General features: G+C 70.7%; 24 protein-coding genes and 1 tRNA gene. 15 read left to right on the top strand and 10 right to left on the bottom strand.

Going from position 1 to position 25,024, the window contains the following annotated elements; translation table 11 throughout:
* Nucleotides 1-123 precede the first annotated feature (123 nt).
* The gene (locus AXZ95_RS16400) at nucleotides 124-957 is read right to left on the bottom strand and encodes a thioredoxin domain-containing protein (protein WP_018191708.1); all 834 of its coding nucleotides are present in this window, start codon (nucleotides 955-957) and stop codon (nucleotides 124-126) included.
* A 194-nt stretch (nucleotides 958-1,151) separates the two neighbouring features.
* Here AXZ95_RS16400 and AXZ95_RS16405 point away from each other — a divergent pair, with 194 nt between their 5' ends.
* Nucleotides 1,152-1,793, top strand: a complete 642-nt coding sequence (locus AXZ95_RS16405; RefSeq protein WP_018191707.1) for a methyltransferase domain-containing protein — start codon at nucleotides 1,152-1,154, stop codon at nucleotides 1,791-1,793.
* A gap of 99 nt (nucleotides 1,794-1,892) precedes the next feature.
* Nucleotides 1,893-2,528: a G5 domain-containing protein gene (locus tag AXZ95_RS19825; protein WP_018191706.1), complete on the top strand. Its 636-nt coding sequence runs from the start codon at nucleotides 1,893-1,895 to the stop codon at nucleotides 2,526-2,528.
* 67 nt (nucleotides 2,529-2,595) lie between these two features.
* On the opposite strand, the gene AXZ95_RS16415 is transcribed toward AXZ95_RS19825, so the two are convergent.
* Nucleotides 2,596-4,041 (bottom strand): MDR family MFS transporter, encoded by a 1,446-nt coding sequence (locus AXZ95_RS16415; protein ID WP_018191705.1) that lies wholly within the window; start codon nucleotides 4,039-4,041, stop codon nucleotides 2,596-2,598.
* A 75-nt stretch (nucleotides 4,042-4,116) separates the two neighbouring features.
* On the opposite strand from AXZ95_RS16415, the gene AXZ95_RS16420 reads away from it, so the two are divergent.
* From AXZ95_RS16420 to AXZ95_RS16440, 5 genes are all read left to right on the top strand, one after another.
* Nucleotides 4,117-4,806 (top strand): helix-turn-helix domain-containing protein, encoded by a 690-nt coding sequence (locus AXZ95_RS16420; protein ID WP_018191704.1) that lies wholly within the window; start codon nucleotides 4,117-4,119, stop codon nucleotides 4,804-4,806.
* On the top strand, nucleotides 4,803-6,095 hold the full coding sequence (locus AXZ95_RS16425) for an MFS transporter (RefSeq protein ID WP_018191703.1): 1,293 nt from the start codon (nucleotides 4,803-4,805) through the stop codon (nucleotides 6,093-6,095). The genes AXZ95_RS16420 and AXZ95_RS16425 overlap by 4 nt, the downstream gene beginning before the upstream one ends.
* A 52-nt stretch (nucleotides 6,096-6,147) precedes the next feature.
* Entirely contained in the window at nucleotides 6,148-6,642 is a 495-nt protein-coding gene (locus AXZ95_RS16430; RefSeq protein WP_018191702.1) for a hypothetical protein, read from the top strand.
* Nucleotides 6,643-6,789: 147 nt separating this feature from the next.
* Nucleotides 6,790-10,548 (top strand): ATP-binding protein, encoded by a 3,759-nt coding sequence (locus tag AXZ95_RS16435; protein ID WP_018191701.1) that lies wholly within the window; start codon nucleotides 6,790-6,792, stop codon nucleotides 10,546-10,548.
* Between the two features lie 26 nt (nucleotides 10,549-10,574).
* On the top strand, nucleotides 10,575-10,766 hold the full coding sequence (locus AXZ95_RS16440) for a hypothetical protein (protein WP_133638943.1): 192 nt from the start codon (nucleotides 10,575-10,577) through the stop codon (nucleotides 10,764-10,766).
* Nucleotides 10,767-11,001: 235 nt separating this feature from the next.
* Here AXZ95_RS16440 and mscL read toward each other — a convergent pair whose 3' ends face one another.
* Genes mscL through AXZ95_RS16455 form a run of 3 tightly spaced genes read right to left on the bottom strand, consistent with a single transcriptional unit; the run spans nucleotide 11,002 to nucleotide 12,400 of the window.
* Nucleotides 11,002-11,439, bottom strand: a complete 438-nt coding sequence (gene mscL / locus AXZ95_RS16445; protein ID WP_020077115.1) for a large-conductance mechanosensitive channel protein MscL — start codon at nucleotides 11,437-11,439, stop codon at nucleotides 11,002-11,004.
* A 17-nt stretch (nucleotides 11,440-11,456) separates the two neighbouring features.
* On the bottom strand, nucleotides 11,457-11,780 hold the full coding sequence (locus AXZ95_RS16450) for an FmdB family zinc ribbon protein (RefSeq protein ID WP_020487542.1): 324 nt from the start codon (nucleotides 11,778-11,780) through the stop codon (nucleotides 11,457-11,459).
* Between the two features lie 35 nt (nucleotides 11,781-11,815).
* A complete protein-coding gene (locus AXZ95_RS16455) occupies nucleotides 11,816-12,400 on the bottom strand; it encodes a 5-formyltetrahydrofolate cyclo-ligase (RefSeq protein WP_018191698.1) in 585 nt (194 codons plus the stop codon).
* Nucleotides 12,401-12,459: 59 nt separating this feature from the next.
* Between AXZ95_RS16455 and galU the strand changes: the two genes are divergently transcribed.
* The 6 genes from galU to AXZ95_RS16485 all read left to right on the top strand — a co-directional run bounded on the left by galU (nucleotide 12,460) and on the right by AXZ95_RS16485 (nucleotide 16,747).
* A complete protein-coding gene (gene galU / locus AXZ95_RS16460; protein WP_043742478.1) occupies nucleotides 12,460-13,437 on the top strand; it encodes a UTP--glucose-1-phosphate uridylyltransferase GalU in 978 nt (325 codons plus the stop codon).
* A 23-nt stretch (nucleotides 13,438-13,460) separates the two neighbouring features.
* Nucleotides 13,461-14,123, top strand: coding sequence for a GNAT family protein (locus AXZ95_RS16465; protein WP_018191696.1), 663 nt, complete (start codon nucleotides 13,461-13,463; stop codon nucleotides 14,121-14,123).
* 129 nt (nucleotides 14,124-14,252) lie between these two features.
* Nucleotides 14,253-15,374 carry a hypothetical protein gene (locus tag AXZ95_RS16470; RefSeq protein ID WP_018191695.1) on the top strand — a complete coding sequence of 374 codons (1,122 nt, stop codon included), beginning with the start codon at nucleotides 14,253-14,255 and terminating at the stop codon, nucleotides 15,372-15,374.
* A gap of 58 nt (nucleotides 15,375-15,432) precedes the next feature.
* Nucleotides 15,433-15,508 (top strand) — tRNA-Ala (locus AXZ95_RS16475).
* A 106-nt stretch (nucleotides 15,509-15,614) separates the two neighbouring features.
* Nucleotides 15,615-16,163 (top strand): hypothetical protein, encoded by a 549-nt coding sequence (locus AXZ95_RS16480; protein ID WP_018191694.1) that lies wholly within the window; start codon nucleotides 15,615-15,617, stop codon nucleotides 16,161-16,163.
* A gap of 2 nt (nucleotides 16,164-16,165) precedes the next feature.
* Nucleotides 16,166-16,747: a TetR family transcriptional regulator C-terminal domain-containing protein gene (locus AXZ95_RS16485; protein WP_018191693.1), complete on the top strand. Its 582-nt coding sequence runs from the start codon at nucleotides 16,166-16,168 to the stop codon at nucleotides 16,745-16,747.
* A gap of 18 nt (nucleotides 16,748-16,765) precedes the next feature.
* Here the strand turns inward: AXZ95_RS16485 and AXZ95_RS16490 are convergent, their stop codons facing one another.
* Nucleotides 16,766-17,365: a LysE/ArgO family amino acid transporter gene (locus AXZ95_RS16490; RefSeq protein ID WP_018191692.1), complete on the bottom strand. Its 600-nt coding sequence runs from the start codon at nucleotides 17,363-17,365 to the stop codon at nucleotides 16,766-16,768.
* 71 nt (nucleotides 17,366-17,436) lie between these two features.
* Here AXZ95_RS16490 and AXZ95_RS16495 point away from each other — a divergent pair, with 71 nt between their 5' ends.
* Nucleotides 17,437-18,372 carry a LysR family transcriptional regulator ArgP gene (locus tag AXZ95_RS16495; protein ID WP_018191691.1) on the top strand — a complete coding sequence of 312 codons (936 nt, stop codon included), beginning with the start codon at nucleotides 17,437-17,439 and terminating at the stop codon, nucleotides 18,370-18,372.
* On the opposite strand, the gene AXZ95_RS16500 is transcribed toward AXZ95_RS16495, so the two are convergent.
* Nucleotides 18,311-21,187: an aminotransferase gene (locus AXZ95_RS16500; RefSeq protein WP_018191690.1), complete on the bottom strand. Its 2,877-nt coding sequence runs from the start codon at nucleotides 21,185-21,187 to the stop codon at nucleotides 18,311-18,313. The two genes, AXZ95_RS16495 and AXZ95_RS16500, sit on opposite strands and share 62 nt — an antisense overlap.
* A 168-nt stretch (nucleotides 21,188-21,355) precedes the next feature.
* Between AXZ95_RS16500 and AXZ95_RS16505 the strand changes: the two genes are divergently transcribed.
* Complete coding sequence (locus AXZ95_RS16505; protein WP_018191689.1) at nucleotides 21,356-21,775, top strand: DUF3054 domain-containing protein; 420 nt, start codon at nucleotides 21,356-21,358, stop codon at nucleotides 21,773-21,775.
* 36 nt (nucleotides 21,776-21,811) lie between these two features.
* On the opposite strand, the gene AXZ95_RS16510 is transcribed toward AXZ95_RS16505, so the two are convergent.
* The 3 genes from AXZ95_RS16510 to AXZ95_RS16520 form a co-directional block, all read right to left on the bottom strand.
* Complete coding sequence (locus AXZ95_RS16510) at nucleotides 21,812-22,924, bottom strand: aminopeptidase P family protein (protein WP_018191688.1); 1,113 nt, start codon at nucleotides 22,922-22,924, stop codon at nucleotides 21,812-21,814.
* Between the two features lie 34 nt (nucleotides 22,925-22,958).
* Nucleotides 22,959-24,134 carry an acyl-CoA dehydrogenase family protein gene (locus AXZ95_RS16515; protein WP_018191687.1) on the bottom strand — a complete coding sequence of 392 codons (1,176 nt, stop codon included), beginning with the start codon at nucleotides 24,132-24,134 and terminating at the stop codon, nucleotides 22,959-22,961.
* 77 nt (nucleotides 24,135-24,211) lie between these two features.
* On the bottom strand, nucleotides 24,212-24,967 hold the full coding sequence (locus AXZ95_RS16520; protein WP_018191686.1) for an SDR family NAD(P)-dependent oxidoreductase: 756 nt from the start codon (nucleotides 24,965-24,967) through the stop codon (nucleotides 24,212-24,214).
* Nucleotides 24,968-25,024 lie beyond the last annotated feature (57 nt).

Consider the following 25,024-nt stretch of genomic DNA (forward strand, 5'->3'; position numbering starts at 1 on the left):
CTCTCTCGCCTTGTCGCCCCCGACGCTACACCCACCGTCGAGTCCACAAACTTTGCACGCGACACGCCTGAGCGGTGTGCAATTTGTGCGGACTCGACGGTGGGTGGGGCGAGTGGGAGGGCGTTACTTGGCGGTGGGGAAGGTGATGGTCTTGCCCGAGCCGGCGTCCTTCACGGCTGCCTGCGTGAACGCGGCGAACTGCGAGGCGTCGGTGAACCCGCCCTGGTAGCGCTCGCCGTTGACGAAGACGGTCGGGGTTCCGAAACCGCCGGTCGTCGGGTTCTTCAGCTGCGAGTTGGTCGTCGCATCCTTCGTCATCGCGGTCACGAAGTCGGCGTACGTCTGGTTGTTCACGCAGTCGGTGACGGCCTTGGAGCTGACGCCCGCATCCTTGAAGAGGCTGAGGATCTCGGCGTTCGTGAGCCCGGTGCCGGTCTGCTCGTCCGGCTGCTTCGCGAAGAGCGCGGAGTTGACGTCCCAGAACTTGTTCGGCTGCGAGTTGGCGACGCACGATGCGGCAGCGCCGGCGCGCGTCGAGTAGTTCTTGTTCTGGACGCTGTCGAGGATCGCGACGGGGTGGATCTCGACGGTCGCCGAGCCGTCCGCCATCCACTGCTTGATCTGGTCGTCGTTCGTGGTCTCGAACTGGTCGCAGTAGGGGCACTGGTAGTCGAGCCAGATCTGGATGTGCGCGGTCTTGCCGTCGAGCTCCATCTTGTTCGGCGTCGGCTGGCCGCCTGACGGGATCGCCGGCGTGGTCACGGCCTTGCTCGACGATTCGAGCAGGATGCCGCCGCTGGCCATGTTCTTCGGGTTCGCGGCTCCGGCGCCCCCGGTTCCCACCGTGGTGAAGATGACGACGCCGATGATGGCGAGCACGGCGATGACGCCGGCGATGACCGATCCCTGAACGATGATCTTGCGCCGCTTGGCCTTCTTGGCGGCCTCTTCGCGCATCCTCCTGGCGGTTTCGCGCGCCTCCTCACGGCGGTCGCGTTTCGTAGGACCAGTCGTCCCTCTGCCAGTTGCCATTCAGCTCATCCCATCGAACAGTGGACAGTTCTCACATGATCGTAGGGGGACTTTGCTTTGAAGGCGCTGTACCGGGTGCTCTACCGTGGACGCATGCAGTCGACAGACCGAGCCAGCTGATGCCGTCGGATTCCGAAGGGCACGGAACCGGCGCGGAGCCGAACGAGGGCCGCGACACCGCGGGCGCCGACTACGCGGAGCGCCTTCGTCGCCTGGACACCAGCTGGTGGCGCCGCACACTGAACGTGCAGGCGCCGTACCGCTGGAACATCCGCCGGCTGCACCTCGGACGGGTGCTGGATGTGGGGAGCGGCCTCGGCCGCAACCTTGCGCACCTCGGCAACAACGGTGTCGGCGTCGACCACAATGCGGAGTCCGTGGCGATCGCGCGGGCGCGCGGGCTGACCTCGTTCACGAGCGACGAGTTCCCGTCCACCGAGTACGCGGTGCCCGGTGCGTTCGACTCGCTGTTGCTCGCCCACGTCGTGGAGCACGTCGACCCGGACTTCGCGGTCGAGCTGGTGCAGACGTACCTTCCGTATGTGAAGCCAGGCGGTCACGTCCTCTTCATCACGCCGCAGGAGCGCGGCTACGCGAGCGACGCCACCCATGTCGCGTTCACCGACTTCGACGGCCTCCACCGCCTCGCCGACCGCCTGGGCCTCACCGTCGAGCGGGAGTACTCGTTCCCGCTGCCGCGCTTCGCGGGAAAGGCGTTCACCTACAACGAGTTCGTCGTGCTCACCCGCCTGCCGGGCTGACGCGTCCACCCCCTGTTCGCGGGCTATACCGAGGAGTTCTCACTTCTTTAGCCTTCAGGTGTCGCCCGGTTCTCGGGCGATCGACCCGAAGGAGTGGATGTGGCGCGCGTAGGAGCGAAGGGATGGGCGGCGATCGGACTCGGCGCGGCTCTGGTCCTCGGAGTGGGGATCGCGGCGAACGCGGCCAATCATCCTGCGGCGGAGGACGCCGCCGCGACGTCGTCCACCTCGTCGGCATCCGCATCCCCGTCCGCGACGCCGAGCCCGACGCCGAGCGTCGAGGTGCGTACCGAAACGGCGGACGAGGTCATCCCGTTCGCCGCCACGAACGCCGACGACCCCGGGCACGACGTGGGCTGGTCGGCCGTCACCACTGCCGGCGCCAACGGTGTGAAGACGAAGACCTACCGGGTCACGTACGTCGATGGGGTGGAGACCTCCCGCGAGCTGGTCTCCGAGGCGGTGACGACGGCGCCCGTGGACCAGGTCACCAGCGTCGGCAGCAGGCAGCCCGCCCCGCCGCCCCCTCCCGCGCCTGCGCCTGCTCCTGCTCCCGCGCCCGGTGGAGGCTGTGATCCGAACTACGCTGGAGCCTGCGTGCCCATCGCCTCGGACGTGGACTGTGCGGGCGGCAGCGGAAACGGCCCCGCCTACGTGCAGGGACCGGTGACCGTGGTGGGTTCCGACATCTACGACCTCGACCGCGACGGCGACGGCACCGGCTGCGACGGCTGACCCCCGCCGCGACCGGTCTGGTTGACGCAACACGCCGTGCGGGCGAGTGCGCGCACGGCGTGTTGCGTCAACTCGATGCGGCCGGCGCGCGGCCGAGCTCCACATCCTCCACGCGTGAGCGCGGCATCGCGAGGCCCGCGACGATCGTCAGCACGGCCGCGATCGCGACCGCGACGAAGACGGCGGTCGACGCCTGCTGGATGGTCGCCGCGGCGTGCGCGCCGCCGGCGGACGCCCCGATGATCGCGTTGGCGATGGCACCGAACACGGCCACGCCGACCGCGCTGCCGATGGAGCGCGCGAACATGTTGCTCCCGGTCACCACGCCGCGCTCGTTCCACGCCACGCTCGACTGGGCGGCGATCAGCGTGGGGGTGGCGATCAGACCCATCCCGAGGCCGACGATGAAGCAGCTGACCGCGACGAACAGGACGGACGGGGTCAGCGAGGTGAGCGCGAGCGAGATCGCGCCGACGATGGCGATGCTCATCCCGAGCAGTGCCGTGTTGCGGAACCCGATGCGCAGGTAGAAGCGGCCAGAGAGGCTGGCCGCGATCGGCCAGCCGAGGGTCAGGGCGGCCACGGCGAGGCCGGACACGATGGGGGCGACGCCGATGGTTCCCTCGAGGTAGGTGGGCACGTACGACGTGAGTCCGATGAGGATGGCGCCGACGCCGAGCGAGATCAGGGTCGTGGTGACGAGCAGCCTCCTCGAGAACACCCAGAGCGGAAGCACGGGCTCTGCGGCTCGCCGCTCGACGAGGACGAACGCGACCAGCAGGACGCCGCCCAGCGCGAACGAGCCGATGCTCCACACCGAGTCCCACGCCCACGCCTGTCCGCCCTCGAGCACCGCCAGGATGATCAGCGTCATCCCGCCGGTGAGCAGCGCGGCTCCCGCGTAGTCGATGCGGTGCTTCCGCGGCTCGATGCTCTCGTGGAAGCTGCGGATGAGCATCCACGCGGCCAGGATGCACAGTGGGATGTTGACGAAGAAGATCCAGCGCCACGACAGGAACTGCGAGAACACGCCGCCGAGCGTCGGCCCGACAACGGACGAGATCGCCCACACGCTCGCCAGGTAGCCCTGCGTCTTGGCGCGCTCGGCGACGGTATATATGTCGCCCGCGATCGTCATGGACATCGGCTGGATGGCGCCGGCGCCCAGCCCCTGCAGGGCGCGGAACGCGATCAGGGCGGGCATGCTCCACGCGAACCCGCAGAGCACCGACCCAACCAGGAACAGCGCGATGCCGATGAGAACGATGGGCTTGCGGCCGACGGTGTCGGAGAGCTTCGCATAGACGGGGACGGACACCGCCTGCGCGAGCAGGTAGACGGAGAACAGCCACGGGAACTGCGCGAACCCGCCGAGGTCCTGGACGATCGAGGGCACCGCCGTCGCGAGGATCGTCGAGTCGATGGCCACGAGCCCGGTCGTCAGCATGAGGGCGATCAGGATGGGGGCGCGCTCGGATCGGAATCCGACGCTCGCTCGGGTGGGTTCGTTCATAGAGGTCAACAACGCGGGGGAGCCGGTCGCATTCCCTGCTTGACGTGAAAGAGGACCAGCGCGACAATCTGAAACATGTCTTTCATAACTGGGTCGGAAGGGAACGCCGACGCCGACCGCGCGCGTCCCGAACGGCGCACGACGGTCACCGACCCGCGGGCCCTGCGCGCGCTCGCGCATCCCCTCCGTCTGGCGCTGCTCGACCACCTGATGTCGTTCGGGCCGCGCACCGCCAGCGAGTGCGCCGCCGTTGTCGGCTCCACCGCATCCAACTGCAGCTACCACCTCCGCGCACTCGCCAAGGTCGGGCTGGTCGAGCCGGTGGATGCGGAGGACGGCCGCGAGCGTCCCTACCGGTCGTCCTCCACCGGGCTGACCTTCGGCCGCACCGAGGACCCCGAGTTCGCGATCGGCGCCAACACCGTCGAGCGCGCCCTCGCCGATCGCCAGGTCGACGACGAGGCGGCGCTCGTCCACCGCGCCATCGCTCAGCGCGACGAGCAGCCGATCGAGTGGCGCGAGGCGAGCCTGCTGACGGGGTACGCCCTGAAACTGACGCCGGGCGAGCTGCGCGAGCTGATGCAGGGGCTGGATGCGCTCATCCGCCCCTACATCGCCCTCACCCGGGTGGATGCGCCCGAGGGCAGCGATGTCGTCGCGCTGCACCTGAACGCCTTCCGGCATCCGGACGCGATCGCGGCGGCGCGGACCGCGGGCGCCTCGGCCGAGCAGCACGACACAGACTCCGAGGGAGGCGCGTCGTGACCACCACGGCGACCCGCGAGCGTTCGCCGCTGCTCCGCCGCGACTTCGCCCTGGTCTGGACGGCGGGCCTGGTCTCCGACACCGGCGACTGGCTGCTCATGATCGCGCTGCCGCTGTTCGCCCTGTCGGCGACCGGGTCGGCGCTCGGCGCATCCACCGTCTTCCTGGTCGAGCTGGTCCCCATGCTCCTCGTCGGCAGCTTCCTCGGCGTGCTGGTCGACCGGTGGGATCACCGCCGCACGATCATCATCGTCGCCCTGTTGCAGGGACTGCTCCTGCTTCCACTCCTCGCGGCGAGCGCCGACCGGATGGGCATCGTCTACGCGGTCGCCGCCGTCGAGGCGGTGCTCGGCGCGATCATCAACCCCGCGCGGCAGGCGATGATCCCGCAGCTGGTCGGCGCCGACCAGCTGGCTCGTGGCAACGCCCTGATCGCCGTGAGCGACAGCCTCGCCCGGCTCATCGGCTCACCGCTCGGCGGCCTCTCGTTCGCGCTGTGGGGGCTGCCGGGTGTCGTGATCGCGGATGCGGCGTCGTACCTCATCACCGCGGGGCTCGTGCTGTTCGTGCGCGCGCAGCGGCGGAAGGCCGATGCCGCGCGGGCAGCGGACGGCGAGCCTGCGGCGGTCGCCGAGCGGCGCATCCTGCACGAGTGGGTGGAGGGACTGGCGCTGATCGCGCGGTCCGCTACCCTGCGCACGCTCGCGGGCATCGCCGCGCTCGCCGGCGTCGCGCAGGGCCTCTTCCTCGTGCTGTTCCTCGTCTACGTGACGCAGAACCTCGGCGCAGGCGACACCGGCGCGGGCATCATCCGCGGCGTCCAGGCCATCGGCGGGGTGCTCGGCGGCCTGGTGACCGGCGCCCTGGCGCGACGACTGGCGCCGCGCTGGATGATCGGCGTCGGCTACCTGGTGTTCGGGACGCTGTCGCTCGTCACCTGGAACCTCGCTCCGTTCACCACGGCGCTGTGGGTCTACGCCGGGCTGTTCATCGCGATGGGCATCCCCGGGGTGACGACGGCGACGGGCGAGATCACGCTCGTCCAGACGACCGTCCCTGCGCGCGCCTTGGGGAGGGTGATCGCCGCGGTCACGACCCTCGACGGTGCCGCCCAGGCGGTCGGGCTGCTCATCGGCGGCCTCCTCGCCGACTCGGGCGACATCGTCCCGGTGCTCGACGTGCAGGCGTCGCTCTACCTGCTCTGCGGGCTGATCGGAGTCGTGGCGTTGCGCGACAGGCGCGGGCTCGCCGGAAGCGGTGTGGCTGCCGAGAGGACCCGTCTTACGTAACGGCCCGCGCGGACGCTAGGGTGCTGCCACCGTGGTCCCTCGGAGGTGGATGATGTCGTACCGCACCCTCTCGCGCATCCCGCTGTTCCGCCGCACCGTCGGCGCCGTGGCGCTCGCCGCGGCCCTGACCGGGGGACTGACCGCGTGCGACCTGTTCGCGCCGCAGGACACCCTCGACATCGAGGAGGCCAGCGTCGGATCGAGCGCCACCGTCGGGGACGTGTTCGTCGGCAACGCCGTGCTGGTCACCAGCGACGACGGCGAGACGGCGAACCTGGTCGTCACGCTGGTGAACCAGGGGAACGACACCCAGCAGGTCGAGATCGCGCCGAGCGGCGGGAAGAGCATCACCGTGTCCCTCGACCCGCGCGACACCCAGCAGCTCGGCGACCCGCCGGACGACGAGAGCCTGGTGAGCGACCTGAATTCGGCTCCTGGCTCGCTCACGACCGTGACGGTCACGAGCGGGGGAGACTCGGTCGGCCTGCAGGTGCCGGTCGTGACGGGCGCGCTCCCGCCGTACGGCACGCTCACCCCGGCGCCCTGATCGCACTCGTCGGTCGCACTCGCCGGTCGCGCGTCGCGACTCGCTGGATGCGCCTGGAGGGCGGCACCGGTATTCCGGCACATGATATTGGCGCGAAACCCGCCCGGGTTCCCGCTGTTTCCGGGGATGTGAACGTAGGGTGTCGGTGTGTGGCGACTGGACAGGAAGACCGAGGATGACGACGCGACGTCGGGCATCCCAGACGATGACGCCCTGAACCCGCGCACGACGACGGCTCCGCACGCGCTCAGTCTGGGCGACCCGGCCCTGGTCGCCGGCAACATCGCCGACCCGGTCTGGAAGCGCTGGCGCGACGAGATCGCGGCGGTCGGCGGGGTCTCCCCGCTGCTCCACTTCGAGGACAGCCCGCGTACGCGCATCGAGCTGAGCACGACGCATCCCGGCGGCCTGCCGCAGTTCATCACCGGGCAGAGCACGCTGCTCTCCAGCCTCATCCGCGACGAGCTGGCGCTCCGCACCGCGCGCGCGGCCGCGAACGCGATCACCGCGAAGGGCATCGAGCTGCGCTCCGTGCGGGGCATCGAGTCGGTGCACCTGGCGATCGGCCTGGCGCAGTGGCGACACGGCTCCGAGGAGTACATGGCGCCGATCCTGCTGCGCCCGCTCGCCATCCGCCGCTACGGCCGCGACTTCGAGCTGAAGCTGAAGGGCCACACGTTCCTCAACCCCGAGCTCGCGCGCGCCCTCAACGAGCAGTTCCAGATCACGCTGGATGCGGACGCCTTCGTCGCGCTCGCCGTCAGCAACGGCGTGTTCAAGCCGCAGCCGGTGATCGACCGTCTGCGCGGCCTGACATCGCACCTGCCGTGGTTCAACGTCCAGCCGCGGCTGGTCGCCTCGTCGTTCGCCGACGTCGCCCCGGCGCTGAGCGAAGAGGCGCGAGACCTCGACACCGTCCTGCTGGATGCGCTGGCCGGCAACCCGACAGCGCGCACGACGGTCGAGAGCGCCTTCAATCCGGTGGAGCCCATCCGCCAGGACGAGCGCCCGCCCGCGACCGACACCCTCCTGCTCGACGCCGACGAGGCGCAGGAGAACGTGGTGGCGCAGATCGCCGCAGGCAATTCACTCGTCGTCAAGACGCTGCCCGGCACCGGCGGCACCCAGACGATCGTCAACGCGATCGGCGCCCTGGTGGCCCAGCACAAGCGCGTGCTCGTGGTGAGCCCGCGGCGGTCGAGCCTCGACGACATCGCCCAGCGCCTGACGAAGGCCGGTCTGCCCGGTCTCGCGGTGACGCCGCGCACGCTCCGCCGCGACCTCATCCAGTCGATCGCGCGCAACGAGAAGGCCACGCAGCCGAAGGTCACCGACGTCGACGAGGCACTGGTGCGGCTCCGCAAGGTGCTCGTCGACTACCGCGCCGCGCTGACCCGACGCGACCCCGTGCTGCGCGTGTCCGTCCTGGATGCGCTGCGCGAGCTGTCGCGCCTCTCCCTTCTTCCTGCCCCGCCCTCGACGACGGCCCGTCTCGGCCGCCGGGCGATCGAGGGGCTCGCCCGCGACCGTGCCGCGTCGGCGGACGCGCTGATCCGCGCCGCCCGCCTCGGCGAGTTCCGGTACGGACCCAACGACTCTCCCTGGTACGGCGCCTCCTTCACGACGACGGAGGAGGGGAAGGCCGCGCACGAGCTGGCCAAGAAGCTCAACCGCGCCGAGCTGCCGCGCCTCATCGACCGCGCCCAGGCCCTCATCGGCCAGACGCGGATGCGCCCGTTCGCCTCGATCGCCGAGCTCGGCGTCTACCTGCGGCTGCTGCTCGACATCCGGGAGACGCTCGACAAGTTCACCCCCTCCGTCTACGACCGTTCGCTGACCGAGCTGATCGCGGCCACCGCATCCCGTCGCGAGTCGCCGTCGATGTCGAGCGCCAACCGCCGCCGCCTGCGCAAGCACGCCCTGGAGTACGTCCGGCCCGGCGTGCACGTCACCGATCTCAACGAGAGCCTGCGGCGCATCCAGCAGCAGCGCATCCTCTGGAACCGGTTCGCCGTCGCCGGCGTCGTGCCCGAGGTCCCGGTCGGGATCGCGGACGTGCAGGTCGCCTACCAGCGCGTGGCGGAAGACCTGGCGCGCCTCGACATCCCGCTCCGCCGCACCGGGACGCCGCAGTCGCTCGCAGCCCTCCCGGTGGAGGAGCTGACCCGCCAGATCGCCGGGCTCGCCGCCGAGTCCGAGGTGCTCGCCAACCTGCAGGAGCGCACCGCGCTGCTCACCCAGCTGCGGGAGCAGGAGCTCGACCCGCTGATCTCCGACCTGTCCATCCGGCACGTTCCGGAGACGCAGGTGAGCGCCGAGCTGGAGCTCGCGTGGTGGCAGTCGGTGCTGGAGTCGCTGCTCGCCTCCGACCGCGCCCTGCTCAACGCCAACACCGGGGTTCTCGACCGGCTCGAGGCCGACTTCCGGCTGGTGGACGAGGCGCACGCCTCCGCGACAGGCAAACAGCTGGCGTGGATGCTCGCCGAGACCTGGAAGATCGGCATCGTCGACTGGCCGGACGAGGCCGCAGCGCTGAAGCGCCTGCTGAAGAGCACGACGCCCACGGCGACCACGCTCAACGAGGCGGCGCCGCACCTCGCGCGCCCGCTCGCGCCGGTCTGGCTGATCTCGCCCTACGAGGTGCCGTCGATCGGCCGCGAGGTCGGTTTCGACGCCGTGCTGCTGGTGGATGCGGGCGCGTCGAGCCTCGCCGAGAACGTCCCCGTCATCCGTCGCGCGAAGCAGGTCGTCGCGTTCGGCGACCCGGTGACGCAGACGCCGTCGCGCTTCGACATCGGCGTGCACGAGTACGGCACGACCGTCGAGGACGTCGACGTGGATGCGCTCCACGCCGACTCCGCGCTCGCGCGTCTCTCCGAGCTGCTCCCGGTCTACACGCTCAGCCGCAGCTACCGCGCCGGCGGCGAAGACCTCGCCGAGCTGGTCAACCGCCGCTTCTACGGCGGGATGATCGACTCGATGCCCTGGGCCGGCACCTACCTCGGCCACGGCAGCCTGTCGCTGCACTACGTCAGCGGCGGTCAGGGCATGCCGGACACCGACACGGGAGCCGTCGAGTCGACCGACGCCGAGGTCGCGAAGGTCGTCGAGCTGGTGCTCGCGCATGCGACCGAGCGTCCGCGCGAATCCCTCATGGTCATCACCGCGAGCGAGCGGCACGCCGTGCGCGTCAACCAGGCGGTGCTGGCGGCGTTCGCCAAGCGCTCGGAGCTGGCCGACTTCATCCTCGGCGACCGGGCGGAGCCGTTCACCGTCGTCACCCTCGACCAGTCGGTCGGGCAGAGCCGCGACCGCGTCATCTTCTCCATCGGTTACGGCCGCACCCCGCACGGGCGACTGCTGTCGAACTTCGGCGCCCTCGCCGAGCCGGGCGGCGACCGCCTGCTCGCGGTCGGCATGACCCGTGGCCGCCGCGGGATGGACATCGTCTCCTGCTTCCGGCCGGAGGACATCGACGAGACGCGGATGCGTCACGGCATCGCTGCGCTGGCCCAGGTGCTGGGGGAGGCGGACCAGATCCAGGCCGCCGCTCCGGAGTACCTGAGCCCGGACGCCGACCCGATGGTGCTCGACCTCGCCAAGCGCCTGGCCCGTCGCGGCCTCGACGTGCACCTCGGCTACCGCGGCAAGCTGACCCTCGTCGCCTCGCACGGCGGCCGCGCGGTCGCGGTCGAGACGGACCAGGACGTGTCGAAGGGAAGCCTCCGCGAATCGCTGCGCCTGCGGCCGGACGTGCTGCGCCGCCTCGGCTGGCACTACCTGCGCGTGCACAGCTTCGAGCTGTTCGCCGACCCGGACGCCGTCGCCGGACGCATCGCCAAGCTCATCGGCAAGACGGAGCCGGATGCCGAGACCGCGCCGATCACGCTGCCGCCGCTCGCGTAGGGCGCGTCCGTTCTAGGCTGGACGGGATGAGCGAGACACCCGGAAGGCGGCGGCACCGCCGCGTGCAGCGCCCAGGCGCGCCCGGAACCGACCCCGCGCCGCGCGTCGACCCGCGCGAGGGCCCGACGCTCCCGCCGGCAGCCCCCGACTCCGACAACGCCCCCAGTTGGTCGTCGAACGACGAGCAACTCCGCCGCGACGTCCCCCCGCACTGGTAGCCCGCCGCACCCCTCCGCATCCCCTCCTCTTCTCGTCGAAGTGCACGTAGTTGCGCACCTGCGCGGCGTGTCACCCGCAACAACGTGCACCTCGGCGGATGACGGCTCGGGGAGACGGCGCGGCCGCGAGCGTTCGAAATCCTCGAAGTGCACGTAGTTGTGGGGTTGCGCGGCGTGTCGACCGCAACAACGTGCACTTCAGCGGTGAAGGCTCCGCGGGAGGGCGCGGGAGGGGTTAGGTGAGGGGGTCGGCGTGCTTGCCCGAGGGCTGCGGCGGCGACTGCTGCGCCTGCAGCAGGTCGCGGATCTCGGTGAGGAGGTCGAGCTCCGTGATGGGAGCCTCCGGCTCGACGACGCCCTTCTTGCGCAGGCGCTCTGCCCGCTTCTTGACCTGGTTCAGCGGGTAGACGAAGACGAAGTAGACGACCACGGCGACGATCAGGAAGTTGATCACCGCACCGAGGACCGCCCCGAACTTGATGTCCGAGTTGTTGAGGGTCACGATCATCGCGTTGTCCAGATCGCTCGCCTTGAAGAACGCGCTGATGAGTGGATTGATCAGGTTGTTCACGATGGCGGTGACGACGCCCGTGAACGCGGCGCCGATGACGACCGCGACCGCCAGGTCGATCACATTTCCGCGGAGGATGAACTCCTTGAACCCTTTGAGCATGACCGGAACGAACCCTTCTACGCGGCGGAGCCCGACGACGGAGTCGACGGGGTCGAGGAGGTGGAGGAGCTGGACGAGGTGGAGCCGGAGGAGGACGAGCCGGACGAGGAAGACGACGAGCCCGACGAAGACGACGACGAACCCGAGTCCGCCTTCTTCGCCCCGCCGCGCGAGTCGGTCCGGTAGAACCCGGAGCCGTTGAACGTCACGCCGACGGTCCCGAACACCTTGCGGAGCGATCCGCCGCAGTTCGGGCACACCGTGAGGGCGTCGTCGGTGAAGGCCTGCTGGATGTCGAAGGCGTGGCCGCAGTCGCGGCACGAGTAGGAGTAGGTCGGCATTCTTCTTCCGCTGCGCTCGCTGTCGGGGTGGGGGGTCAGGTGAACTGGACGATGCGGGTCGGCGTGACCGCGCCGTCCACCGGCTGGTCGTGACGCTCGCGCGGCACCTCGTCCACCAGTTCGCCGTCGAACAGGACGGCGTACACCGGGGGACATTTTTCCATGCTGCCCAGCGTCTTGTCGAAGTATCCGCGACCCCAGCCCATCCGCATCCCGGTCGCATCGACCGCGGCCGCCGGCACCAGGATGAGGTCGACGTCGTTGATCGCGATCGGCCCGAGCAGCTCGCCGACCGCCTCGGGCAGGCCGAACAGGCCTTCGGTCTCGGTCTCGCCGTCGCCCGTGGTCCAGTCGAGCAGGCCGTCCTCGCGCGAGATCGGCAGCAGGACACGAAGGCCCTGCGTGTGCGCCCAGTTGAGGAAGGGGCGCGTGTCCGGCTCCACCGGAGTGGAGAGGTACGCCGCCACCGAGCGGGCGGAGAGGTCGGTCGCGAGGTCGACGAGGTTGCGGGTCAGGCCCGCCGTCGCGGTCTGACGCTCGGTCGTCGTGAGGTTCTGCCGGCGCTCGCGGAGCTCCGCACGCAGGGCACGCTTGCGATGAGCGGCAGTGTCCGAGTCCATACGGCAATCCTAGGAGATGCCATCCTGTGCACCGCCGAAATGCGGATACTGTAGGCGGCATGGCAAATCACGACCGCGTTACGAAAGCAGTGATCCCCGCAGCCGGCCTCGGAACCCGCTTCCTCCCGGCGACGAAAGCGATGCCCAAGGAGATGCTGCCGGTCGTGGACAAGCCCGCCATCCAGTACGTCGTCGAGGAGGCCGTGGATGCGGGCCTGCACGACGTCCTGATGGTCACCGGCCGCAACAAGAACGCCCTCGAGAACCACTTCGACCGCAACGCCGAACTGGAGGAGACCCTCACCAAGAAGGGCGACACCGACCGGCTCGAGAAGGTCAACTACTCCACCGCCCTCGCCGACATGCACTACGTGCGCCAGGGCGACCCGAAGGGCCTCGGCCACGCCGTCCTGCGGGCCAAGATGCACGTCGGCCGCGAGCCGTTCGCCGTGCTGCTCGGTGACGACATCATCGACGCGCGCGACGACCTGCTGAGCCGGATGCTGACCGTGCAGTCGCAGCGCCACGCCAGCGTCGTCGCCCTCCTCGAGGTCGACCCCGACTCCATCCACCTCTACGGCGCCGCCGCCGTCGAGAAGACCGACGAGGAGGACGTGGTCCGTATCACCGGCCTCGTCGAGAAGCCGGACAAGGAGCACGCCCCCTCGAACTACGCCGTCATCGGCCGCTACGTGCTGCGCCCGGAGGTCTTCGACGTCCTGGAGCGCACCGAGCCGGGTCGGGGCGGAGAGATCCAGCTGACCGACGCGCTGCAGTCCATGGCGGAGGCGCCCGACTGGACCGGCGGCGTCTACGGCGTCGTCTTCCGCGGCCGCCGTTACGACACCGGCGACCGCCTCGACTACATCAAGGCGATCGTCCGGCTCGCCGTCGACCGTGAGGACCTCGGTCCCGATCTGCGCCCGTGGCTCCGCGAGTTCGCCGCGGAGCTCGCGGACGAGCCCGTGGACTTCGTCGAGGAGATGCCCGTCGACCCGACCGGGCCCATCCAGACGCTCTCCGACCGGTCCCGCTGACGGCCGGCCGAAGGAGGACTCCGTTGGCGCTCGTCGTCCCCACCCTCACCGAGGGTCGCGTGGGGTTGCGTCCCATCCGCCTGCGCGACGCGCGGCCGCTGGAGCGTTCGCTGCTCGACAACCGCAGCTGGCTGCGGCAGTGGGAGGCGACGAGCCCGTACGCGCCCGGCTCGTTCGACACCCGGGCGAGCATCCGGTCCCTGCTGGCGAACGCGCGCGCCGGGCACGGCCTGCCGTTCATCGTCGAGTGGGACGGGCGCCTCGCCGGGCAGCTGAACGTCTCGTCGATCGCGTACGGCTCGCTGTCGAGCGCGACGATCGGCTACTGGATCGCCGAAGAGTTCGCCGGCCGCAACATCACCCCGACCGCGGTGGCGCTGGCGACCGACTACTGCTTCTACCAGCTGGGGCTTCACCGGATGGAGATCTGCATCCGGCCCGAGAACGGCCCGAGCCTGCGCGTGGTCGAGAAGCTCGGCTTCCGCTATGAGGGGCTGCGGCGCCGCTACATCCACATCAACGGCGACTGGCGCGACCACTTCTGCTTCGCGCTGGTGTCGGAGGAGCTGACCCAGGGCGTGCTGCGTCGCTGGCTCGACCACAACGTCCCGGAGGACGCCGCGATCATTCCCGCGGAGGACCGCGCGGCGGCGGCCATCCCGCTGCCGATCGCCCGGCATTACTGAGCCGGTTCTCATCCCCGGGCCGTTCAGCCGTGTGCTTCCGGTGGAAATGTGCTGAAAGCGCGCTGGATCGGGTGACACACCCCCGCGGGTGACCGAGGCACGGCCGTCGCCGCCCCTACCGTAGAGGACATGAACGGGGATGTGATGGGCGGTGGGGTCGTCGTCGCGCTCGCGGCCGCTTTGTGGCTCGCCTATCTGGTCCCGGTGTGGTTGCGCCGCCGCGAGTATCTCGCCACGGAGCGGAACGCCGTGCGGCTGCAGCAGACGCTGCGCATCCTCGCCGAGACCAGCGAGCTCCCCGACGAGGTGCGCCTCGAGGCCACCGCCCGGACGGTCGCGGAGCAGCAGCGCATCCTCCGCAGGTCGGAGCAGAAGACCCTCGCCGCCGCTCGCGCGGAGGCCGCCGCCCACGCGCGCCGCGAGCAGGCACTCGCGGAGGAGCGCCGCCGCGCGGCAGAGGAGGCGGAGCGGGCCGCCGCGGAGGCGATCGCCCTGGAGCGTGCCGCCCGCGCGGCCGCCGCGCAGCGCGCTCGTGTGCTCGCCACATCCACTTCTCGGCCTGCCCTGTCGCCGCAGCGCCGCCGCCGTCTCCGCCGGGCGCGCGGGCTCTCGACCCTCGTGCTCGTCGCCGGACTGATCGGGCTCGTCTCCGGCACAGTTCTGCTCTTCGAGACCGGAGCGTGGCTGCTCGCCGCCGCCTCGGTCGGCGCGGTCGCGCTGTCCGGATGGATGCTCGGCCGCCTCGCGCGTCCGGAGCGCGCCACCGGGGTCGCCCAGCCCCTGGTGCGCACGTCCGTCGTCGCGCCGGAGCTCTATGACGACGCTCAGCATGACGACGTCCCGGTGCAGGAGCGCCTGCGTCAGAGCTGGACGCCCCGCCCGCTCCCGAAGCCGCTGCACCTGTCGCCCGGCACCGTCGCGGCCGCCGCGATGGCGTCGGTGGATGCCGCCGCGGAGCTGCGCCGCGCGGCTGCCCGTGCCGAGTTCGAGCGGAAGGCGGCCGAGGTCGCACCGCCCGCGCCGGTGGCCGCGCCCGTCCCTCTGCGGGCCGTGGAGCGCCCGGTCGCGGAGTCGACGGTCCCGTCCGCTGTCGCGTCCGCAGTGGCCCCGGTGGCGGCCTCCGTGGTGGCTTCCGCGCCCGCTGCGGCGACCGTCCCGAGCCGCTACGCGAGCATGGGGATTCTCGATGATGCGGACACCGGAAGCATGGACCTGGACGCCGTCCTGCGTCGTCGCCGAGCGGCCAGTTGAGCCGTGCTCGATTTCGACGGGACCCGCGAGGGGTGCTATTGTTTCTAAGCAGTTCCCCGGGGCTATGGCGCAGTTGGTAGCGCGCTTCGTTCGCATCGAAGAGGTCAGGAGTTCGAATCTCCTTAGCTCCACCAGAACCGGAAAGGCCGCCCAGTCGGGCGGCCTTTTTGTTTGCCTGCGTTCGCTCCCATCCTTGTTTGTTGGTACAGTCGTGCTAACACAGAGGGATGCGGGGGCGAGATGATTCTGCTGGCGATCGTGGCGTGCGAGATCGGGTTCTGGGTGGCCATCGTCGCCGGCCTGATCGCCCGTTATCCGGCGGGGAAGCCCCGCGTGGGCGCCGCGCTTCTCATCGCGGGGCCGCTCATCGACGTCGTGCTGCTGGTGCTGGTCGCCGCCGACCTGATCGGAGGAGCCACGGCATCCTGGCATCACGGCCTCGCCGCCCTCTACATCGGCATCTCGGTCGCCTACGGGCACCGGATGATCTCCTGGGCCGACGCGAAGTTCGCGCAGCGCTTCCGTGGTGCCGAGCCGCGTCCGAAGCCGACACGGTGGGCGTACACGGTCGCCTGCTGGAAGGATGCCGGGCGAACGCTGCTCGCATGCGCCGTCGCCGCGGCGATCCTCGGCGTCTTGATCCTCGCAGTCGGCGCTCCCGAGCGCACCGCGGAGCTGCTCGGTTTCTTCCCCCTCCTCGGAGTGATCCTCGGCATCGACGTGCTCTGGGCGGTCAGCTACACGATCTGGCCCAAGAAGACCGCGCAGCCGGCCGCGTCGGGCAGCTGACGATGCCCCGGCTGATCGACCACGAGGAGCGCGACCGCGAGATCGCCGAGGCGGCTCTGCGCGTGCTGGCGCGCGACGGCCTGGCGGGCCTGTCGGTGCGCAATGTGGCGGCCGAAGCGGGCATCGCCACCGCATCCCTCCGCCGGGCCTTCCCCGAGCAGGATGCGCTGCGCCGCTTCTGCCTCGAGCACATCCGGCAGAACGCGACACGTCGCATCGAACGAGTTCGCGGCGAGGGCAGGATGGCCGTGCTCGCCGTTCTGGAGGAACTGCTGCCCCTCGACGAGGAGCGTCGGATCGAGCTGACCGCACACCTCCAGCTCGGCGCGCTGGCGCTCAGCAGCGGGCAGCTCCGACCGGTCCTGCTCGAGTTCAACGCCGCCATCCGCGAGTTGTGCGTCCGCCTGATCGCGGAACTCGAACGGGCGGGGGAGCTTCGGGCGGGAGCGGATGCGCCGGCCGAGGCCGACCGGCTGCACGCCCTGGTCGACGGCGTCGCTCTCCACCTGCTCTGGGAGGACGGACCAGAGGAGCGCAGGCAGGCTGTCGGCGTGCTGGCGGCGCACCTGGACGGTCTCCGCTGAGATGCGCGGCATGCCGGGCTAGACGACCAGCAGGATCGCGAGCACGACCATGAGCACTGCGATCCCGCCGTCCAGGATGCGCCAGGCGATCGGCTTCGCGAACACGGGAGCGGCGAACCGCGCACCGAAGCCGAGCAGACCGAACCAGAGCAGGCTGGCGGTCGCGGCGCCCGCGCCGAAGACCCAGCGGCCCGGGTCGCCGTGGGATGCCGAGAGCGAGCCCAGAAGCAGCACGGTGTCGAGATAGACGTGCGGGTTGAGCCAGGTGATCGCGAGGCAGGTGCCGACGGCCGCGGCGAGGGATCCGGCCACGGCGCCGGAGGCGGTCAGCGACTCCGGCTTGAGCGCCCGGCGCGCGGCGAAGACGGCGTAGCCGAGGAGGAAGGCGAAGCCGGCCCAGCGGACGATTTCCAGTGCGATGGGGGCGTTCTTCACGAGAACCCCGATGCCCGCCACGCCCGCCGCGATGAGGAGCGCGTCGCTGATCACGCAGATGAGGACGATGGGGAGGACGTGCTCGCGGCGCAGCCCCTGGCGGAGGACGAAGGCGTTCTGCGCGCCGATGGCGACGATGAGGGATGCGGCCGAGCCGAGGCCGGTGAAGAACGTTGCGAGCACTCCTCGACGCTAGGGCTGTGCGTGGGCTAAGTACAGCTCAGGTTCGTGATGATGGATTAGCATCCCTTCATATGGCGAACGTGGAGCACCTGCGGACCCTCGCCGCCGTGGTGGACGGCGGGACCTTCGAGGCGGCCGCCGCTGCGCTCCACATCACCCCCTCGGCGGTCAGCCAGCGCATCAAGGCGCTCGAGGAGCAGAGCGGGCGGGTGCTCGTCCGGCGCAGCAAGCCGGTCGAGCCGACCGAGGCTGGCAGCGTCCTGCTTCGCCTGGCCCGCCAGCTGACCCTGCTGGAGGCGGAGGCCGCGGCCGAGCTGGCGGGCGATGACGATGAGGCGGCCGCCACGCCGCTCCCGCTCGTCGTCAACGCCGACTCCCTCGCCACCTGGGTGCTTCCCGCGCTCGCCCGGCTCGACGGCGTCGCGTACGAGCTGGCCATCGACGACCAGGAGCACACCCTCGACCGCCTGCGCGACGGGACGGCGCTGGCGGCGATCGGATCCGACCCGGAGCCCGTGCAAGGGTGCACCTCCCGGCCGCTCGGCTCGATGGTCTACCGCGCCACGGCGAGCCCCGCGTTCGTCGCGCGCTGGTGCCCCGACGGCTGGAGTCCGGAGGCGGCCGCCGTCGCGCCGATGCTGGTGTTCGACCGTAAGGACGCCCTGCAGGACCGCTACCTCGACGTGTTCGCGCCCGGTGCCCGACCGCCGCGCCACTACATCCCGGCGTCCACCCAGTTCGTCGAAGCGGCGGTGCACGGGCTCGGCTGGGGGATGCTGCCCGATCTGCAGGCGGATGCGCTCGTCGCCTCCGGCGCGCTGGTGGTGCTCGACGACGAGCGGACGGCGGAGGTTCCGCTGTACTGGCACCAGTGGTCGCTGCGTTCAGCCGCGCTCGACGCCGTCGCCGCCGCGATCGGAGAGGAGGCGCGCCGCGTCCTCCGGCCTACAGGGTCGCCAGCACGAGGTCGAGCGCGTCCGCGAAGCGATCGGCGCTCTCGCGCGTGATGCAGAGCGGCGGCTTGATCTTGAGCACGTTCTTGTAGTCGCCGGTCGGCTGGACGATGCAGCCCTCAGCCAGCATGCGGTCGCACACCAGCGCCGCCTCCGCGGTCGCGGGCTGCAGCGTCTCGCGGTCGAGGACAAGCTCCATGCCGAGGTACAGGCCCATGCCGTGGACGGCGCCGACGAGCGGATGCCGCTCGGCCAGTTCACGCAGACGCGCGGCGAGGTGGTCGCCGACCGTTGCGGCGTTCTGCTGGAGGCCCTCGTCGCGCATGACGTCGAGCACGGTGAGGCCGACCACCGACGAGACGGGGCTGCCGCCGGCGGAGGAGAAGAAACTGCCCTCGGCCGCGAACGACTCCGCGATCTCACGCCGGGTGATGACGGCTCCGAGCGGCTGCCCGTTGCCCATCGCCTTCGCGATCGTGATGACGTCCGGCACGACCCCCTGCTGCTCGGAACCCCAGAAATAGTGCCCGAGCCGGCCGTAGCCGACCTGGACCTCGTCGGCGATGCAGACGCCGCCGCGCGCGCGGATGCGCTCGTAGACCCCGGCCAGGTAGCCGTCGGGGAGCATGAGGCCGCCCGCATTTCCGAACACCGGCTCGGCGACGTAGCCCGCGACCTCGGTGCCGGTCGCCTCCAGCTCCGCCAGGTCGGCGTCGAGGTCAGCCAGGTAGGCGGCCGCGGAGTCGGGGCCGCGGTGGCGCCCGCGCAGCGAGTTGGGAGCGGCGACGAGCTTCACCCAGTCGGGCCGGGTCTCCAGGGCGCGCGGGTTGTCGCCGAGGGACGACGAGACGGCGTCCGACCCGATGGTCCAGCCGTGGTAGGCCTCGGTCACCGCCAGGATCGTCCGGCGGCCGGTGTGGATCTGGGCCAGGCGGAGCGCGAGGTCGACCGCCTCGCTGCCGCTGTTCACCAGGAAGACGGTGTCGAGCCCCTCGGGCGCGATCTCCACCAGGCGCTCGGTGAAGCGGGAGAGCTCGTCGTAGTGGAACCGCGAGTTCGTGTTCAGCCGCGCCCACTGGTCCCGGACCGCGTCGACCAGCCGCGGGTGCCCGTGGCCGATCTGCGTGACGTTGTTGACCATGTCGATGTAGCTCTGGGCCTGTGTGTCGACGAGGTGGTGCCGCCAGCCGCGTTCGATCAGCGGTGGATGCGCGAAGTAGTGCTCCTGAACCTGCGCGAAGGTCGCGTCCCGTCGGGCCAGCGACCCCTCCGGATCGGGCTCCGCCACCGCGAGGTCGACGCCGAACAGCGCCGACGGATCGGGGGAGACGGCCGTCCAGGACGAGAACGGGAGCGTCGGCGTGACGAGTGACGGCGGGCGGTGGCCGCGAAGCGTGCTGAGCTGCGCCGTGAGGCGGATGGCCGTGCCGATCGGCGTGCCGGCCGTAACCGTCGCGGTCGTGAGTGGACGGGTGAGGCCGTCCAGCCACAGGTCGGCATCGTCACCGCGCAGCAGCCAGGAGCCGCCGACGAGGGCCAGCTCGCCCGCGAACGGGGCGGTCACCTCGACGCCGGTGGGCGCATCCAGTGTCACGGCGAGGGCGACGGTCGCGGAGGGCAGGGCGCGGTCGGTCCGAGCGCGGGTCAGGCGCGCTTCGCCGTACCGGGTGACGGCGTGCCCGTGCTCGCGGCACACGCGGGCCAGGACAGCATCCTCCGCATCCACCGCCAGCCAGGCTCCCGCATCGAGGTCGCGGGCGGTGACGGAGAGGTCGGCGAGGTTCTCGGGAGTGGGGGTGAGTGCGATCAAGCGGCCGAGTCCGGTCGGCGCCCCGGTGACCGCGGACCGGGCGAGCCGGGCGCGGATCAGCGTCTCCAGCTCCGCCGCATTCAGTCGTCGGGCCACGTCGAACGCGACCCACTCGTGCGCACGGTTCTCGGCGGCGTAGACGTTGTCGGCCTCCAGCGCGACCTGCTGCTCGCCGCTGACCACGAGCACGGCGCCGCGGAGGACGACCAGCGGCCATAGTGCGGCGAGGTCGGCGTCGTCGAGCGGCGACTCGGCGTTGAACGCCTCGATGACGTCCAGTACGGCGAGCGGCTCGTCCGGAAGGTGGTGCAGGGCGCTCGTGACGGTCGCGGCCAGTTCGGCCACGAGCCAGCCGTCGGACACGTCGCCGAAGTCGATCACGCCGGGTCCGTCGTCGCCGAGCACGATGTTGTCGTCGGTCACGTCGCCGTGGACCGCCTGGACGCGCAGCCGGTCGCGGACCGGGTGCAGCCGGGCGAGGGCGGCGTCGGTCGCCTCCCGCACGACGGAGCGCTTCGCCGGCTGGGCGACGTGCTCGATCAGCAGGTCGACGACCTCGCCGCTGACGCGCGCATCCCACTGCGTCGTCCGGTCGAGACCGGGGTGACGGAGCGCCGAGAGCCCGGCGGCGACGCGGCCGGCGAGGGTGCCGAGAGTGCGCAGCTGTTCGCGCGTCGGACGGCCGACGTCGGTGAGCGGGTCGCCGTCCAGGTAGCGCAGCACGCGGGCGAGCAGGGTCGTGCCCCGGACGTCGACCTCGATCAGTTCGTCCCCGCCGGTGGTCTCGAGGACCTCAGGGATGCGGATGCCCGACCCCGCGAGCGCGCGGAGGGCCGCGTTCTGAGCCCGCAGTTCGTCGGCGGAGAACACGGGGTTGGCGAGCTTCAGCACGTACCGGTCGGTGCCGGTGTCGATGCGGAAGTTGCGATCCTGGTTGCTGCCGAGCTCGGTGATGCGGCCGTCGAGGCCGAAGTGCGCCGCCGCGATCGCCGCCGCGTCGTCGGCCGTGACATCCGGGCGCGGGAGAGCGGGCTGGGTGAGGAAGTCGAAGTTCGGCAACGGGGCTCCAGGGCTCGGGCGGGGCGGATCTGACGCCAGTCTATTGAGGGGGTATGGACGCTATGTCGACCGTGGACCGAGGTTGTGGACAGGCTGCCGATTGTGGATAACCACCGGTATCAATTCGGCTCCCGTCCAGCGAACGCTCGGGGGTGTCCGCGTAGCCTGGTGCCCGTGAAATCCTGGAGGACCGCGCTCGCGGCATTCGTCATCGACGTGGCCCTCGTGACCCTCTTCGTGCTCATCGGGCGCCGCAGTCACGGAGAGGCGAACTCCGTCCTCGGGATCCTCGACACCCTCTGGCCGTTCCTCGTCGGTCTGGTCGTCGGCTGGCTGGTGACGTGGGCCTGGTACCGTCCGCTCGCGATCATCTGGCCGGGCATCCCCGTCTGGCTGATGACGGTCGCTGTGGGGATGCTCATCCGCACATCCGCGGGCCAGGGCGTCCAGCCGTCGTTCATCGCCGTGGCTGCCGTCGTGCTCGGCGTGTTCCTCGTCGGCTGGCGCCTGATCGCCCTGCCGTTCGTGCGGCGGCGCCGGACCCTCGCCGCCGCGCAGCAGGTCGCGGTCGACCGCGCCGTGCGCTAGAGCCTCTTCTCGGCGCGCCTTTTCAGCAGCCTCTTCTCAGCCGACCAGGTGCAGCTCCCTGCTGGAGTTGTTCAGCCGGTGCGCGCCGTCTTCCGCCGCGACGACGATGTCCTCGATCCGGACCCCGAATCGACCGGGCAGGTAGATGCCCGGCTCGATGGAGAAGCACATCCCCGCCTCGATGGGATGGTGCTCGCCCTCGACCATGTACGGCGGTTCGTGCGTGGTCACTCCGATGCCGTGCCCGACCCGGTGGATGAAGAACTCGCCGTATCCCGCCTCGCGGATCACCCGCCGGGCGGCCCGGTCGATCTCCTCGCACGGGACGCCGACGGCCACCGCCTCGAAGGCCGTCTGCTGCGCCAACGCGACCACGTCGAACACCTCGCGCTCCTCGTCCGTGGGCTCGCCGACGTGGACGGCCCGGGTCGTGTCGGAGCCGTAGCCGTCGAGCAGGCCGCCGAAGTCGAGGACGACCATGTCGCCCTCGACGATGGTCCGGGAGCCCGGCTCGTGATGGGGGTCGGCGCCGTTCGGACCGGAGGCGACGATCGTGAAGTCGACCTGCGCATGACCGTGCTCGCGCAGCAGCCGGTCGAGGTCGGCCGCCACCTGCAGTTCGGTGCGTCCGGCGAACCGAACGCGCAGGATGTCCTCGAAGGTCGCGTCGGCCGCGGCCCCGGCGGCCGCGAGCCGGTCGACCTCGTCGCCGGTCTTGACCGCCCGCAGCATCGGCAAGGCGTTGGAGATGGCGGCGAAGCGCGCGTCGGGCAGCCTCTCCTGCAGGCCGAGCAGGTGCATCGCCCAGGTCGCGTCGGAGATCGCGTATCGGCCGTCCGGCCGGAGCAGTGCGGCCGCCGGGACGTACTCGTCCTGACCGTCGGACCAGTCGGTCAGCCGGATCGCCCCAGCGGCGCGGGTCTCGGCGGCGCCGCCGTGCTCGAGCGCAGGTACGAGCATCGTCGGCTCGCCGTCGGCCGGGATGACGAGCAGGGTGATCCGTTCGGTCGTGGCAACGGGAAGGTAGTCGGCGAAGTAGGCGAGGTCGGGGCCGGGCGCGATCACCAGGCCGTCGAATCCCGCCGCGCGGGCCTGGGTCGCGCCGCGCTCCAGGCGCTCCGCGAAGTGGCGCGCTGTGATCTCCTGCATGTGCGTCTCCTCTCCCGGTGCTGTCGTGCCCGGTTCAGTCTTCGATCGGCCCGAGCCAGGCGTTCGCGACGGTGTTGTGCGCCGACTCGGCGTCGGAGGGATGGAAGATCCCGGCGAGAACATCGCGGTACAGGCGCCCCAGCTCGTTGCCGGCGAAGAAGGTGGAGCCTCCCGAGACGCGGATCGCCTGATCCACGACCCGCCGCGCAGTCTCGGTGGCCCGGACCTTCAGTCCGACCAGCTTCGGGAACCACAGCCGGCCGTGGTCGGCGAGGGTGTCGACGTCGCCGGCCAGCGCATCCAGCTGGGGGAGCAGAGCATCCTGCTCGATCGCGGCTTCGGCGACGCGCCACCGGATGTCCGGGTCGTTCGCGTAGCTGCGCCCGTCGTTCTTGAGACTCGTGCGGCGGTGGGCCGCCTCGACCGCGAGATCGAGAGCCCGTGATCCGATGCCCGTGTAGACCGCGGCGAGCAGGATCTCGAAGTTCGCGAAGATGGCGAACACGAGCGGGTCCGGATTCGGACCGGGGTCGAGGCGCCGCACGACGCGGTCGGCAGAGGCTCGCGCACCGTCGAGCACCGTCGTGTTGCTCTGCGTCGCACGCATCCCGAGCGTGTCCCAGTCTTCCCGGATCTCGAAGCCGCCGCCGGTGCGCTCGATGAAGCCGTACACGATCTTGGGGGCGTCGTCGCTCGTGCTGTCGAGGCCCATCGTGCCCAACCGGGTCCATGCGGGGGAGAGGGACGTGAAGATCTTTCTGCCGTGGAACCGATACGACCCGTCAGATTCCGGCCGCGCCTCCGTCGTCGAGCCGAACAGCACCAGGTCGTTGCCCGCCTCGCTGAGACCGAAGGCGAAGACTTCGCCCTGGCCCGCCTCCCGGAGCACGAACTCCAGGGAGTCGTCGCCACGGTCGCGAAGTGTCTTGGCGATGCCCGTCCAGACCAGGTGCATGTTCACGGCGAGGGCGGTCGCGGGCGCGGCCCCGGCCAGGCGCGCCTGCAGGCGCGCGGTCTGCTGCAGGCTGAGCCCCAGGCCGCCGAACTCGGTCGGCACGAGGGCGCGGAGGTAGCCTTCGTCGGCCAGTTCGGCGAAGTCTTCTGTGAAGAACCGGTTGTCGCGGTCGTAGCCGACGGCTCGCTCCCGGATGCGGGAGAGGAGGTCGTCGGACAGCAGAGTGGCGTCGGGGGAGGTGTCGTGCTCGGTCACGTTCCTCACCCTAGGCGAGCGCGACCGAGCACGGCAGGCCTCCGGCTCTTCTGTGGAAAGCCGGAGGCTGTGGAGGATTACTGGGCGGTGTAGCCGCCGTCGACCAGGTGGTAGCTGCCGGTGATGAAGCTCGCGGCATCCGAGGCGAGGAACGCGACGAGCGCGGCGACCTCCTCCGGCTCGCCCAGGCGGCCGAGCGCGTGCTTGCCCTCGAGGAATTTCAGGGTGTCGGCATCCAGATTCGATGCGACGAGCGGGGTGCGGATGAAGCCGGGACCGACGGCGACGACGCGCACGTTCTGGCCGGCGTACTCGAGCGCGGCGTTCTGGGTGAGGCCCAGCAGGGCGTGCTTCGCGGTGACGTACGCGGACGAGTTGGCGAATCCGACGCTGCCCAGGATGGACGCCATGTTCACGATGGCGCCGCCGCCGTTGGCCGCGATGGCGTCGAGCTGGGGCTGCATCCCGTAGAAGACGGCATTGAGGTTGACCTCGATGACCTTCCTCCAGGAGTCGACCGGGTACTCGCCGACCGGGGCGGAGGCGCCACCGATGCCGGCGTTGTTGACGGCGATGCGGAGCGGAGCGAGTTCGTTCGCCGCAGCGACGCTGGCGGTCGCGAACTCCGGGTCGGTCACATCCCCGGCGAGCGCGCGAGCGGTGCCTCCGGCTGCCGTGATCTCGTCGACGACGGCCTTCGCGTGCTCCTCGTTCAGGTCGGTCACGAGGACCGAGGCGCCGCTCGCCGCGAGGGTGAGGGCGACGGCGCGGCCGATGCCCGAGCCGCCTCCGGTCACGATCGCGGACCGGTCGGCGACATCGTACTGAGCCATGAAGATCTCCTTTCGTTATCCGACAACTGTCGGATAACTCCATTGTACGATCGTCCG

Source organism: Leifsonia sp. 115AMFTsu3.1 (genome assembly GCF_004362795.1).
In the GTDB taxonomy this organism is placed as follows: Bacteria; Actinomycetota; Actinomycetes; order Actinomycetales; family Microbacteriaceae; genus Leifsonia.